The organism is Streptomyces sp. NPDC002795, assembly GCF_042888725.1.
Lineage (GTDB): Bacteria > Actinomycetota > Actinomycetes > Streptomycetales > Streptomycetaceae > Streptomyces.
Genome location: NZ_JBIAQB010000006.1, coordinates 448,459 through 461,886, shown reverse-complemented (window position 1 = coordinate 461,886; position 13,428 = coordinate 448,459). Strand labels below are relative to the sequence as shown.

Below are 13,428 nucleotides of genomic sequence, written 5' to 3'. Positions count from 1 at the left end.
GCAACTCACCTCAGGAGCCGCACAGATGGAACTGAGCAGACGTACGGTCATGGCCTCCGCCGCGGCGGCCGGTGTCGCAGCCACCACGCTCGGCGGTACGGCGCACGCGTCGGGAGCCGCCTCGGGAACGACCGCCGGAAGAGGTAAGCCCGTGAAGGAGCTGTTCGGCAGGCTCGCCGACGGCACGAAGATCTACCGCTGGTCGCTGGAGAACGGCGGCACGCGCCTGAAGGTCCTGAACTACGGCGGCATCGTCCAGTCGCTCGAACTCCCCGACCGGCACGGCAAGTACGTGAACGTCTCCCTCGGCTACGACACCGTCGAGGAGTACGTGGCGGGCGACACGTTCTTCGGCGCCACCATCGGCCGCTACGGCAACCGCATCGCCAAGGGCAAGTTCACCCTCGACGGCAAGGCCTACCAGGTCTCGGTCAACGACGGCGAGAACTCCCTGCACGGCGGCGCCAAGGGCTTCAACACGCGGGTGTGGGACATCGAGCCCTTCACCTCCGGCTCCGACGTCGGCCTGCACATGCACTACACGTCCGTCGACGGCGAGATGGGCTACCCCGGCACGCTGAAGACGACGGTCACGTACACACTGACGGCGCGCGGCGACTGGCGCGTCGACTACAAGGCCACCACCGACAAGCCGACCGTCGTGAACCTCACCAACCACACGTACTTCAACCTCGCGGGCGAGGGCAGCGGCACGATCTACGACCACGAGCTGTCGCTGGCCGCCTCCCGCTACACGCCCACCGACGCGGGCCTCATCCCGACCGGTGAGCTGGCGAAGGTCGCGGGCACCCCGTTCGACTTCCGCAAGGCGAAGCCCATCGGCCGCGACATCCGCACGGACCACCCGCAGCTGATCACCGCGAAGGGCTTCGACCACAACTGGGTCATGGACAAGGGCATCACGGCGAAACCCGTCCTCGTCGCGACGCTGCGCGACCCGGCCTCCGGCCGCACCCTGAAGATCGCCACGGACCAGCCGGGCCTCCAGTTCTACTCCGGCAACTTCCTCGACGGCACGCTCGTCGGCCAGTCGGGGCGCACCTACCGGCAGGGCGACGGCCTGGCCCTGGAGACCCAGCACTTCCCGGACTCGCCGAACCAGCCGTCGTTCCCTTCGACGGTGCTGCGTCCGGGCGAGACGTACCGGACGACGACGGTGCACTCCTTCGGCGCCTGACGACACTGCGCACTCGAACGGCCGGGACCCCGCGGGGTCCCGGCCGTTCGCGCGTCCCGGTTCAGTAGGCGACCGGCCAGCCACTCCCCCAGTTCAGGAGGTTGACGCCCATCTTGGGCGCCCCGCCGTCCGTGCCGTCGTAGTAGTGATAGACGAGCAGATCGCCGTCGGAGTCCGACAGCACGGACTGACCGCCGGGCCCGACGTACTTGCCGTGCGTGGCGAGCACCTCGGTACCGCCGTTCTCCGTCATCCGTACGCCGTTCTTGTCGACGTAGGGCCCCGTGGGTGAACTCGCCCTGCCCACCTTGATCTTGTACGTGGACGAGGTGCCGGCGCAGCAGGTGTCGTACGAGGCGAAGAGGTAGTAGTACGCGCCGTGCTTGACGACCGCGGGGCCCTCGACGGCCTTGGTCCCGGTCGGCCGCGCGGCCAGCGAGCGGACGGCCTTGTCGGCGGCGTACTGCTTGCCGGTCGACGGGTCGAGCCTGATCATCTTGATGCCGGAGGACCAACTCCCGAACGCCAGCCACCACTTGCCGTCGCCGTCCACGAAGAGGTTCGGGTCGATGGCGTTGTAGCCGGACGACGTGGTCGTGGCATGCACGACGCCGTGGTCGGTCCAGCTGCCCGGCTGCCCGCTCGGCGAGGACGCGAAGCCGATCGCGGAGTGCGTCGAGCCGAAGGTCGAGACGGAGTAGTACATCAGGTACTTCCCGCCGTGGTACGAGACGTCCGGTGCCCACACGTCCTTGTCGGGGTTGTACGTCGACCACCACGACGGAAGCGTCGTGAAGGCGGCGCCCGCGCGCTTGAAGGCCGTGCGGTCGGTGGAGGTGCGGGCCTCGACGCCGTTGTGCGTGGAGTAGACGACGTAGCCGCTCGACGTCTTGATCATCGACGGGTCGTGCACCGAGACGTCTCCGGTGAGCACGCCCGAGCCGGGGTAGGCGGCGTGGGCGCTGCCAGGGACGAGGGCGTAGGCGGTCGCGGCGGCCACGGCGGCGGCGAGCACCGGGAGCAGACGGCGCTTGCGCAGGGCGTGGCGGCGGGGGAATGGCTTCATACCGGTGAGTCGCCGCGGGCGCCGCGCGGGTTGCCGCGTCACGCGCGCCTCGTGGTGCGACCCCAACCGGACGTCCTGCGCCTGGTGGCTGAGCCTCAGGGGTTGCGCCAGGCGGCCGGGTCCTCGGCCAGCTCCTTCACCGGGTCCGGCAGCCGGTCGTGCGCGAGGTCGGCGAGCGTGACGCCCTCCAGGATCTTGCGCACGTTGGCCCGCAGCGCCACCCACAGCGGGAGCAGCGGTTCGGCGGGACCGGTGTAACTGAGCGCGTTCGGCCGCTCACCACGCACCGAGACGATGGGTCCCTCGACCGCCCGCACGACGTCGGCGACGGTGATCTCGCCGGCCGGCCGGGCCAGTAGATACCCCCCATTCCCGCCCCGCTTGCTCACGACGATGCAGCCGCGCCGCAGATCGCTGAGGATCCCCTCCAGGAACTTGTGCGGAATCTCCTGCGCCGCGGCGACGGCCTCGGCCTTGATGGGCACGCCGTCCCCTTCGGCATGAACGGTGATTTCCAGGCAGGCGCGTACGGCGTAGTCGGCTCGGGCGGAGATCCTCATGGGCACATTGTGGTGGACGTTCGCGGCGCACGGTGCGGTGGACCACCCCTGATCCCCTCGCACCCTTCCAGCATCTGGGACGCACGCACCATCCCTACCTTTCCCATAGGGATGGTGCGTACAGTCGCCGGCATGGACTTCTCCTGGGCGATAGTCGTCGCGGGCGCGCTCGTCGGTGTGGCGGTAGGCCTCACCGGCATGGGCGGCGGCGCGCTGATGACGCCGATCATGGTGATGCTGTTCGGCGTCAATCCGACCGCCGCGATCGGCAGCGACCTCGCGACCTCGGTGTTCATGAAGCCGTTCGGGGCGGCGGTGCACCAGCGGGCGGGCACCGTGCGCTGGGACATCGTGCGCTGGCTGCTGCCGACGGCGATGCCCGCGGCGGTCCTCGGCGCGCTCTGCCTGGGGTTGCTCGGTGACGGAGAGCAGCTCCAGGAGCGCGTGAAGTACGTCATCGGTGGCGCGCTCGTCCTCGCGGTCGTCGGCATGCTGGCCCGCATGTGGCTGGACGCGCGACGCGGCACGGGCTCGGAGGAGGCGGAGGACGCACACGTGGCGGTCCGCCCGCTCGCCACCCTCGCCATCGGCCTGATCGGCGGCTTCATCGTCGGCATGACGTCCGTCGGCTCCGGCTCGCTGATCATCGTGATGCTGATGCTGGCGCACCCGCGGCTGAAGGCGAACCACCTGGTCGGCACGGACCTCGTACAGGCCATCCCGGTCGTCGGGGCGGCGGCCCTCGGCCACGTGATCTTCGGCGACGTCGCGTTCGGCATGGCGGGCACGCTGCTGATCGGCGCGATCCCTGGCGTGGTGGGCGGCGCCCTGCTCTCCACCCGCCTCTCGGGCCCGGCCCTGCGCTGGGCCCTGGTGACACTCCTCGCGGGCTCGGGCCTGGCGATGTGGGGCGTGTCGGGGGTGCCGCTGCTGCTGGTGTGCGCGGCGTTCGCGGCGGTCGGCGTGACGGTCACGGTGCGGGGGCGGCGGCGCTCGCTGGTGGTGGCGGGTTCGTCGCCCGCGCCCGAGCCGAAGGTGGGCTCCAGGGTGTAGGGCGCGTAGGGCGCGAGTGGGGACTGTGACGTGGAACCACGATATTTCCGTGGTTCCACGTCACAGTCCCGGTTCTTGCGGTCAGGCCAGCCGGATCACGTTCCATGACAGGGGGGCGAGGGCCGCCTTGAGGGTGCCGTGCTCCAGTGATGTGGGCGACGTTGCTGGGTGCGGCGTCACCCGTTCCGGGTCGGTGAGCGTGTTGCGGGCGTCCGGGTCGGTGTCGGAGAGCGTGCTGTGCTCGATCACGTGGTCCAGGTCCAGCCCGTTCAGGGCCACTTCGAGCGGCAGCGATTCCGTCTGGCTGCGGTTCACCGCGAAGACGGTGAGCGTGCCGTCCTCGGCGCGGACCGCCGTGGCGTGCAGGAGGTCGGCCGTGCCGTGGCGCCGCGTGTCGTACGTGGGGCCCGAGACACGGACGTCGAGGACCTCGCCGCGGCCGTACGTCGAGGCTGCCGCGAACGGGTAGAACGTCGTCTGCCGCCAGGCGGGGCCGCCCGGCTCGGTCATGATCGGGGCAATGACGTTGACCAGCTGGGCGAGGCACGCCACCGTCACGCGGTCCGCGTGGCGCAGCAGCGCGATGAGGAGCGAGCCGAAGACGACGGCGTCCGTCACCGTGTAGACGTCCTCAAGGAGGCGCGGGGCCTCGGGCCAGTCGAGGGCCGCGACCTCGGCCTGGGAGCGCGACTGGTACCAGACGTTCCACTCGTCGAAGGAGAGGTTGATCTTCTTCGACGACTTGAGGCGCGCGCCGACGTGGTCGCAGGTCGCGACGACGTTCTCGATGAACGACTCCATGTCGACCGCCGAGGCGAGGAACGAGTCCCGGTCGCCGTCGTGCTCCTGGTAGTAGGCGTGCAGCGAGATGTGGTCGACCAGGTCGTAGGTCTCGGCGAGGACCTTCGCCTCCCAGTCGGCGAAGGTCTCCATCGCCTGGCTCGAGCTGCCGCAGGCGACCAGTTCCACGTCCGGGTCGATCTGGCGCATGGCGCGGGCCGTCTCGGCGGCGATCCGGCCGTACTCCTCGGCCGTCTTGTGCCCGGTCTGCCAGGGGCCGTCCAGCTCGTTGCCGAGGCACCACAGGCGGATGCCGAAGGGGTCCTTGTCGCCGTGGGCGATGCGGAGGTTCGAGAGGGCCGTGCCCTGCGGGTGGTTGGCGTACTCCTGGAGTTCTATCGCCTCGGCGACGCCGCGGGTGCCCAGGTTGAGCGCCATCATCGGCTCGGCCTGCGGGCCGAGCTTGCGCAGGAACGCGATGTACTCGGACAGGCCGAAACGGTTCGACTCCGTGGTGCGCCAGGCCAGGTCGAGGCGGGCCGGGCGGTCCTCGACGGGGCCGACGGAGTCCTCCCACTTGTAGCCGGAGACGAAGTTGCCGCCGGGGTAGCGGATGGTCGTGACCCCCAACTCCCGTACCAGGTCGAGTACATCGGTGCGCAGGCCCGCCTCGTCCGCGTGCTCGTGGCCCGGCTCGTAGATGCCGGTGTAGACGCAGCGGCCGAGGTGCTCCACGAACGAGCCGAAGAGCCGGGGGTTGACCTGGGCGACGGTGAAGGCGGGGTCGAGGGTGAAGCGTGCGGTGCGCAAGGTGTTCCTTTCGATGGGCCGGGTGGGCCGGGTGGGCTGGGTGGGCCGGCGGAGGAGGTCACTGGCCGGCGAGGCCCGTGTGGGCCACGCCCGCCACGATCTGCCGTTGGAAGAAGATGAAGACGATGATCAGCGGCAGGCCCGCCATCAGGCCGCCGGCCATCAGCTGGGCCCACTGGATGCCGTAGGAGTTCATGATCGTGGCGATGCCGTTGGGCATCGTCATCAGATCGGGGTTGTGGGTGACCATGTACGGCCACAGGAAGTTGTTCCACGAGCTGATGAAGGTGAAGATGCCGACCGCGGCGAGCGAGGGGCGCGACAGCGGCAGGATGACGGTGAAGAAAATCCGCCAGCGGCCCGCGCCGTCGATGGACGCGGCCTCCTCCAGTTCGCGCGGGATGCCCTGGAAGAACTTGTAGAGGATGTAGACCATCGACGCGTGCGCGCACTGCGGCAGGATCATGCCCCAGTACGTGTCGACCATCCCCATCTGCTGGACCGTGGTGAAGAGGGGGACCCCGAGGACTGCGGGGGACACCATCAGGCCCGCCATGACCAGGCCCATCAGGGCGCCCTTGCCCCTGAACTCCGTACGCGCGAACCCGTATCCGGCGAGCGCGCTGGTCATCACCACGACCGCCGTGACGCACACGGACACGACCACGGAGTTGACGAACCAGTTGGTGATGTTGCCGGTCTCGAAGATGGCGGACCAGGCCTGCCCGGTCCAGTTCTCGGGCAGCCAGTGCGTCGGTGAGGCGACCGCCTCCGTCTCCGACTTGAGGGACGTGAACAGGGCCCAGGCCAGGGGCGAGAGGAACACCGCGGACACGGCCACGCCGAGGGCGGTGAGCACGATCTGGCTCGGGGTCCAGCCACGGCGGGTCTTGACGCGGATCTGCGGGGCGGTGGTGGTCATCGAGCGCCCTCCTCACGGTTGCGCAGCAGCCACATCCGCGCGAGGGCGACGGACGCGATGATCACGAAGAAGATGATGGAGGCGGCGGAGGCGTAGCCCACGCGGTAGGCGGTGAAGCCCTCTTCGAGGGTGAACTGCACGTACGTGCGCGTGGCGCCCTCGGGGCCGGGCTCGAAGTCGAACATCACGACGGCCTGGTCGAAGACCTGGAGCGAGGCCAGGATCTGGAGCGCAATGACGAGTCCGGTGATGTTGCGCAGCATCGGAAGCGTGATGTGGACCATCCGGTGCCAGGCGTTCGCGCCGTCCAGCTTGGCGGCCTCGTAGAGGTGCGCCGGGATGCCCTGGAGGGCGGCGAGGTAGAGCAGGAAGCTGAAGCCGGCCGTCCACCACAGCGTGCAGATGACGACGGCGAGCATCGCGTACGACGAGTCGGCGAGCCACGCCGTGTTCAGGCCGAAGACGTGGTTGACCATGCCCGCGGTGGGGTTGAACAGCCACTCCCACAGATTGCCCGCGACGGTCGAGGGCAGCAGGAACGGCAGGAAGAAGCAGAGCCGCCACAGCCACTTCCCGCGCTCGATGTGGTGGGCCAGCATCGCGAGCAGGAACGCCATGACGGTGATGCAGGGCACGACCAGGAGCGTGAAGTACGCGCTGTGGCCGAGCGAGCTCCACAGCAGGTCGTCCCGGAGGGCCTCGCGGTAGTTGTCGAGGCCGATGAAGCTCGCGCCCTTGCCGGAGATGTTGGCGTCGGTGAACGAGAGGTACAGGCCGCGCACCACCGGCCAGATCACGAAGAGACCGAACAGCACCAGGAACGGCGCCACGAACCAGCCGCCGTGCTGGAAGCCCTGCTTGCGGCGGACGGTGGCGGTCCCGGTGGCGGCCTTCGCTGCCGCCGGGGCGATGACGGTCTGCGGGGTGGTCGTCGTCATGAGACCGCACCTCCCTGGGCGGCGGTCTTGCCGTCCATCGGGTTCTTCGAGGCGAGGAGCTGGGTGAGGGCGCCGTTGAGGCGGCGGGCCGCGGCCTCGGGGGACGCGGAGCCGGCCGACGCGGACATCACGATCGGCCCGGTGCGCTGTCCGAGCAGTCCGGTGGAGCCGGCGAACCACGCCTTCGGCTCGGTCGCCATGTGGTTCATCGCGGACACGTACTCGCTCTGCGGTTCCATCTTCCGGTACGCGGCCGAGGACAAAGTCGGTGTGTACGCGGGGATGTGGCCGCCGAGCGCCCACTTCCGGGCGTGCTTGACGACGTACGCGGCCAGCTGGTGGGCGCCCTCGTTGGCGGCGCCGCCGCGCTCCGCCTGGTGCGGCAGGACGAAGGCGTGGGACTCGGCGTGGGTGGCTTCCTTGCCGAAGACCGGTGGCAGTGGCGTCGCCCCGTACGACACCTTCGCGGAGTCGAAGACGGGCACCGACCAGTTGCCCTCCCAGGTGAACGGGGCGCCGTTGACGAACTGTTCGGCGCCGATGGCGCCCTCGACGGAGTAGCCGTCGGTGACGTGCCTGCGCAGGAACTCCAGGACCTGAGTGGCCTTGTCGGTGTCGAAGGTGACCTCGGTGCGGTCGGCGTTGAACCAGGTGCCGCCGAGCTGGGAGTAGAAGGCGACGAACATCCACCACTGGATGTTCATGTCCTCGGCGTTCAGGCCGAGGGTCTGCACGCCCTTCCTGGCCGCCTTCTTGGCCTCCTTCAGCACGTCGAACCACTCGTCGGTGGAGGTGACGGGGACCATCCGTCCGTCGGCGTCGAGCAGCCCCGCCTTCTTCAGCACGTCCTTGCGGTAGAAGCAGAGCTGTACGTGGATGTCGAGCGGCAGGCCGTAGAGCTTGCCGTCGACCGTCGCGCGCTTCCACAGGACCGGGTTGAAGTCCTCTTCCCGCACGCCGTACTTGGCGAGCAGTCCGACGTCCCAGGCGTCGAGGAGGGTGCCGGGCGCGAAGCCGGGGATCCTGCCGAGGTGCATCACGGCGAGGTCGGGGGCGCGGTCGCCCGAGGCGGTCATCGCGAGCTTGGAGTAGTACGGATTGCCCCACTGGAGCGTGGAGTCCTTCACGTCGATGTCCGGATGCCCCCGACGGAAGTCGTTCAGCATCGAGATCATGTTGTACCCGTCGCCGCCGCTGAAGAGGTTCCAGTAGCGCACCCGGGCGTCCGCCCCCGAGACGAGCGCGTCGGCGCCCGTGCCCAGGGCCGCGAACCCCATGCTGCCGGCCACCGTCAACCCGCTGACTCCGGCGAGGAGTTGCCTGCGGTTCAGGCCAGGTCGTCCCACAACCGGCCCCTCCCTTTGTCCGAGATTTCGAATGACGCTCGTAACTTCGAACGGGACCGTAAAATCGAAGCGCTTCCGCGTCAATGGGTCGCGCGGGAATCGCGGGAAAAAAGAGTGCGGGGCGCACGGCCCGAATGCCGCGCGCCCCGCAAGAGGGCACCGAACTCTCAGCCCCCGAAGGCCGCTTGGGCCAGGCCCCGGCCGATCCCCGGCACCACAAGCAGCGACCCCGCGAGCGGCTCCGGCCGGTCGAGGCCGACCCGCGCCGACGTGACGTACAGGTCCCCCAGATCCGCGCCACCGAAGGCGCAGGCCGTGGGACGGTTCACCGGCAGCGGGAGCACCCGGTCGAGCTTCCCCTCGGGCGTATAGCGGCGGACGGCGGCCCCGTCCCACAGGGCGACCCACACGCAGCCGTCCGCGTCGACGGTGAGGCCGTCGGGAGAGCCGGCGCCGGGCTCGACGGTCGCCAACTGACGCCTGTTCGCTATCTGTTCACCGTGTACGTCGAAGACGTCGATGCGGCCCGTCGGTGTGTCGACGTAGTACATGCGCGTGCCGTCGGGGCTCCAGCCGGTGCCGTTGGAGATCGTGACGTCGTCGAGGACCTCGACCGCCGTGCCGTCGGGTGCGACGCGGATCAGGTTGCCGCCGCCGGGCGTCTCGTCGTACGTCATGGAACCCGCCCACAGCGCGCCGTCGGGGGCCACCGCCGCGTCGTTGCCGCGGCGGCCGGGGACGGGCTCGCGGTGCAGCCACGCGAAGGCCCCGTCCGCGGTGTAACTTCCCACGCCGTCACGGAGGTTGACGACCAGGCCGCCACCGGCGCGCGGTTTGGCGGCGCCCACGTGCTGTTCGGTGGCGAGGACGGTGCGGCGGCCGCTGCCCGGCTCGTAGGTGTGTACGCGGGAGTTCAGGATGTCCACCCAGATCACGCGGCCGGTGGCCGGGTCCCAGGTCGGGCCCTCGCCCAGCTCCGCCGAGGCCCGCACGGCCTCCTCGACGCGGCGCGTCATCGGGTCACCCCCCGGTGGCCGAGGCGCTCGGAGAGGTCGGCGGCGCCCTTCGCGGCGAGCCCCGCCAGCTCGTCCTCGCGCGCGTCGCTCCACCGGATCATCGGTACGGAGATGGAGAGCGCGGCGACGACCCGGTTGGTGCGGTCGCGCACGGGCGCGGCGACGCACGACACGTCCGTGTTCGACTCGCGGCTCTCTATGGCGATGCCGCGCTCGCGCACCCCGTCCAGGTGCGCGCGCAGGGCCGCCGGGTCGGTGATCGAGTTCGCGGTCATGGCGACGAGGTCCGCGTCGTCCGGGATCCGCGCGGTCAGCTCGGCCTCGGGCAGCGAGGCGAGCAGCATCTTGCCGACCGACGTGCAGTGCGCGGGGAGGCGGCGGCCCGCGGCGGACACCATCCGCACGGCGTGCGTGGAGTCGACCTTCGCGATGTAGATGACGTCGGCGCCCTCCAGGATCGCCACGTGGACGGTCTCGTCGCAGGTCTCCGCGACGTCCCGGGCGACGTGCTGCCCCTCGGCGGCGAGGTCGAGCTGCTCGGCGTACCGGCTGCCGAGCTGGTAGGGACGCACACCGAGGCGGTAGCGGCCCGGCTGCCCCGGGACCTGCACGATGTACTGGCGGGCGGCGAGCGTGGTGACCAGTTCGTGGACCGTGGTCCGCGGGAGCTGTAGCTTGCGGACGATGTCGGGGGCGGACAGCGTGCCGTCCCCGTCCAGGAACAGCTCCAGGATGTCCAGAGCGCGGGTCACGGCTGGTACGAGACGTCCCACAACCGACCCCTCCCTATGTTCGGTATTTCAACAGACGGTCGGTATCGCGAACATAGGCTAAGCACAGGGGCGTTGGCCGGGCAATGGGTGGTCCGATGCCCTGTGCACGGTTCGTACTCTCTATACGGGCCCGAGTTCCCCGCGAAGACGCCGGGCCCGCAGCACCAGTTCCAGCTCGAAGCGGCGGTCCGGGTCGTCGACCTCGTCGCCCCACAGCTCGCGGATCTGGCGCAGCCGGTAGCGGACGGTCTGCGGGTGGACGCCGAGCCGGGCCGCGACCTCGGGGGCGCCGCCGCGGGTCTCCAGCCAGGCGAGCAGGGTCTCGGCGAGCCGCCGGGCGTGCGTGGGCCCGCAGCGGGTGAGGGGTTCGAGGGCGCGCCGCGCGAGATCGTCGACGAGTTCCTCGGGCTGGAGCAGGACGAGGGCCTGGGTGTGCTGGGTGCACTGCACCACTTCGGCGTCGGGCAGCAGTCCGCGCTCCATGAGGCCGACCGCGGCCTCGGCCCAGCGCAGCGATTTCGCGGCGTCGGCGGGCGGGACGGGCGGGCCGATCGCCCCGGTCCAGCCGGACAGGGCGCGACGCAGCAGATCGGCGCGGCCCGCGGCGTCGGGCTCGGACAGGACGAGCCGGGGCCGCTCCGGCTCCATGTCGAGGAGGACATCGGACCCGACGGCGGGGGCGACCGCGTCGCGGGCCGGCCGGAGCAGCACGCCGACGGCGACGTGGGCGGGCACCTGCCAGCCGACGCGCGCCGCGCGTTCGGTGAGTGCCTGCACGGGGTCGCGGGGTACCCCGGTCCGGCCTTCGAGCATCAGGTCCATCAGCTTGCGCTGCTGGCGCAGCCGCTCACCGGCCTGCCGGGCGGCGGCCTCGGCGTAGCCGCGGACCGACTGGTCGACGAGGCCGTCGAGGTACTCGTAGCCGGCCTCCGCGAGTTCGTACATCGCCGGGGGCGGGATGTGCAGGCGCTGTCCGATGTCGGCGAGGCGGCGCCAGGCCATCTTCACGCCGAGCCGGTACATCGCCTGGAGCGAGTCGAGGGTGCGGCCGTGCAGGGACTGGCCGCGCCCGAACTCCTGGAAGAGGGCCGGGGCCTGGCCCTCCAGGAGGCCGTCCGCGGCCCCGTCGGCGAAGCCGCGCACGAAGTCCTCGACGGCGCGGCGGATGCCGACGAGGGCTACCGCCTCACCCGACTCGTCGAGCACGACGGGCAGTTGGGGGAATTCCCGGTGGATCTCGTCGAGGATGTCCCGGGCGAGCCGGGGCGCCTCGTCGAGGGCGAGCGCCACGAACTGTTTGGCCTGGAGCCGTGGCACGTCGCACCACGCGGAGCGAGCGGTGGCCGGCACGGGTCAGCGCCCTTGGCCGGGCGTCTCGTAGGTCACCAGGGGGGTGTTGGGCTGGTCCGGTACCGCGTTGATCAGCGCGAGCACGCCGAAGGCGGCCGCGAGGGCGAGCGCGGCTCCCGTGGCCGCGGAGAACGCGGCGGCGAGCAGTCGGTTCATCGCAGGGTCAGCCTCTCGTCGGTGTTCCCGAGGTTGTTCCCCACCCGTGCGATCGCGACGTACGGCAAGCCGTCCGCCTCAAGTCCACAGTCTCCGCAGGACGTTGACACTTCGTCAAGGGTGCGTCTACGGTTCCCGGCCCAAAGGACCCTTCTGACGGATCCTGCTGGAGTCGCGGGCCCTGGCACGCCCATCTGCGGCGTTGTCGTCGGTTGCCAACGCTCCGCGTTGACGCCCTCCTCCGCCTTGCACCTGCACGCACCAGACCCCGCTCGCCCGCACCGCACATGACCAGCCACCCGCCCCAGCCTGATCCGTCAGAAGGGTCCTCACCGGCCGACCGCGAACAGAACGCGGATGCCCTTCCTCCCAGGAGTGCCGGATGCGCCGTACAGCCTCACCATCGTCACTGGTAGCAACAGGTCTCGGCACCTTCCTGATCGTCCTGGCGGGGCTCCTCGCCTGGTACGTGGAGCCGCGCGCCGAGCGCAATCCCATCGACGTCGACACGACGACCGTGTTCACCGGAACCGGCGACTATTTCGACACCGCGAAGATCAGAACCGTGCGCGATCGCAAGCTCACCATCACCCGGCAGGCCCGCGGCGACGTGGCCGAGAGCGACCGCAGCGGCCGGGCGGTCTGGGACGTGACGACGTCCGTCGACACCGCGAAGACACTTCCGGCGGCCGATCCGCACGACGCGCTCCAGTGGACCCTGGAGCGCTGGGTCACCGACCGCAAGACGAACGCTCCCGTGCACTGCTGCGGCGAGCAGCCCGCCTTCAGCGGCGAGGCCTACCTGAAGTTCCCCTTCGACGTGGAAAAGCGCGGCTACACCTGGTGGGACAACACCCTCGGCGCGACGGTCCCGCTCCGCTTCAGCGGCGTGACCAAGGTGCAGGGCTACGAGGGCTACCGGTTCACCGGCACCGTCTCCCCCGCCAGGACCGGCTCCCGGCTCGTACCGGGCCGGATCGTGGGGCAGCCCGAGAAGAGCCAGGTCCTCGCCGAGGAGTGGTACGCCAACCACGGCGTCGAGCTGGTCGCCGACCAGCGCACGGGCCGGGTCCTGTACGCGGCCGTCGGCCCCCGCAAGACGCTGCGCGCGCCCGGCGCGGACAAGGACGCGACGGTGCTCCTGGACAGCCGGAAGATCGCTTTCACCCCGGCCACGCAGCGCGGACAGGTGGCGCTCGCCCAGGACGACAACGACCGGCTCACGCTGCTCGGCACGACGTTGCCGCTGACGGCGGGTGGTCTGGGTGTGCTGCTCGTGGCGGCCGGTCTGGTGTTCGTCGTACGGGGCAGGAGGGGCGGTCCTGAGCCGGAAGGGTCACAGCGTCCGGATCCCGATACGTCCCCGACGACCCTGGAAACGTCCACGATGTGACGGTACGTCAGGCGAATACGGACCGAAACTTGTCACGCAGGTGAGTAGCCGCATCGAACAGCGGGGC

At 70.3% G+C, this 13,428-nt stretch carries 13 protein-coding genes; 3 read left to right on the top strand and 10 right to left on the bottom strand.

Annotation, left to right across the window (positions count from 1 at the left end):
* Window positions 1-25 precede the first annotated feature (25 nt).
* Window positions 26-1,198, top strand: a complete 1,173-nt coding sequence (locus ACFYWS_RS20925) for an aldose epimerase family protein (RefSeq protein ID WP_389278550.1) — start codon at window positions 26-28, stop codon at window positions 1,196-1,198.
* Window positions 1,199-1,259: 61 nt separating this feature from the next.
* Here the strand turns inward: ACFYWS_RS20925 and ACFYWS_RS20920 are convergent, their stop codons facing one another.
* Both ACFYWS_RS20920 and ACFYWS_RS20915 read right to left on the bottom strand, forming a co-directional pair.
* Window positions 1,260-2,264, bottom strand: coding sequence for an arabinan endo-1,5-alpha-L-arabinosidase (locus tag ACFYWS_RS20920; protein WP_389278547.1), 1,005 nt, complete (start codon window positions 2,262-2,264; stop codon window positions 1,260-1,262).
* Between the two features lie 95 nt (window positions 2,265-2,359).
* Complete coding sequence (locus ACFYWS_RS20915) at window positions 2,360-2,824, bottom strand: RrF2 family transcriptional regulator (RefSeq protein ID WP_389278544.1); 465 nt, start codon at window positions 2,822-2,824, stop codon at window positions 2,360-2,362.
* Window positions 2,825-2,956: 132 nt separating this feature from the next.
* Here ACFYWS_RS20915 and ACFYWS_RS20910 point away from each other — a divergent pair, with 132 nt between their 5' ends.
* Window positions 2,957-3,877 carry a sulfite exporter TauE/SafE family protein gene (locus ACFYWS_RS20910; RefSeq protein ID WP_389278541.1) on the top strand — a complete coding sequence of 307 codons (921 nt, stop codon included), beginning with the start codon at window positions 2,957-2,959 and terminating at the stop codon, window positions 3,875-3,877.
* Window positions 3,878-3,958: 81 nt separating this feature from the next.
* Here the strand turns inward: ACFYWS_RS20910 and ACFYWS_RS20905 are convergent, their stop codons facing one another.
* The 8 genes from ACFYWS_RS20905 to ACFYWS_RS20870 form a co-directional block, all read right to left on the bottom strand.
* Window positions 3,959-5,467, bottom strand: a complete 1,509-nt coding sequence (locus ACFYWS_RS20905) for an alpha-N-arabinofuranosidase (RefSeq protein WP_389278538.1) — start codon at window positions 5,465-5,467, stop codon at window positions 3,959-3,961.
* 58 nt (window positions 5,468-5,525) lie between these two features.
* The gene (locus tag ACFYWS_RS20900) at window positions 5,526-6,389 is read right to left on the bottom strand and encodes a carbohydrate ABC transporter permease (protein WP_389278535.1); all 864 of its coding nucleotides are present in this window, start codon (window positions 6,387-6,389) and stop codon (window positions 5,526-5,528) included.
* Window positions 6,386-7,327 (bottom strand): carbohydrate ABC transporter permease, encoded by a 942-nt coding sequence (locus tag ACFYWS_RS20895; RefSeq protein WP_389278532.1) that lies wholly within the window; start codon window positions 7,325-7,327, stop codon window positions 6,386-6,388. The genes ACFYWS_RS20900 and ACFYWS_RS20895 overlap by 4 nt, the downstream gene beginning before the upstream one ends.
* Window positions 7,324-8,673, bottom strand: a complete 1,350-nt coding sequence (locus ACFYWS_RS20890) for an extracellular solute-binding protein (protein WP_389278529.1) — start codon at window positions 8,671-8,673, stop codon at window positions 7,324-7,326. The genes ACFYWS_RS20895 and ACFYWS_RS20890 overlap by 4 nt, the downstream gene beginning before the upstream one ends.
* Window positions 8,674-8,840: 167 nt before the next feature.
* Entirely contained in the window at window positions 8,841-9,689 is an 849-nt protein-coding gene (locus tag ACFYWS_RS20885; RefSeq protein ID WP_389278526.1) for an SMP-30/gluconolactonase/LRE family protein, read from the bottom strand.
* The gene (locus tag ACFYWS_RS20880; RefSeq protein ID WP_389278523.1) at window positions 9,686-10,462 is read right to left on the bottom strand and encodes an IclR family transcriptional regulator; all 777 of its coding nucleotides are present in this window, start codon (window positions 10,460-10,462) and stop codon (window positions 9,686-9,688) included. The genes ACFYWS_RS20885 and ACFYWS_RS20880 overlap by 4 nt, the downstream gene beginning before the upstream one ends.
* Window positions 10,463-10,582: 120 nt before the next feature.
* On the bottom strand, window positions 10,583-11,812 hold the full coding sequence (locus ACFYWS_RS20875; RefSeq protein WP_389278520.1) for a helix-turn-helix domain-containing protein: 1,230 nt from the start codon (window positions 11,810-11,812) through the stop codon (window positions 10,583-10,585).
* A 3-nt stretch (window positions 11,813-11,815) separates the two neighbouring features.
* Window positions 11,816-11,968, bottom strand: a complete 153-nt coding sequence (locus tag ACFYWS_RS20870; protein ID WP_389278517.1) for a hypothetical protein — start codon at window positions 11,966-11,968, stop codon at window positions 11,816-11,818.
* A 382-nt stretch (window positions 11,969-12,350) separates the two neighbouring features.
* On the opposite strand from ACFYWS_RS20870, the gene ACFYWS_RS20865 reads away from it, so the two are divergent.
* Complete coding sequence (locus ACFYWS_RS20865; RefSeq protein ID WP_389278514.1) at window positions 12,351-13,361, top strand: DUF3068 domain-containing protein; 1,011 nt, start codon at window positions 12,351-12,353, stop codon at window positions 13,359-13,361.
* Window positions 13,362-13,428: the final 67 nt, after the last annotated feature.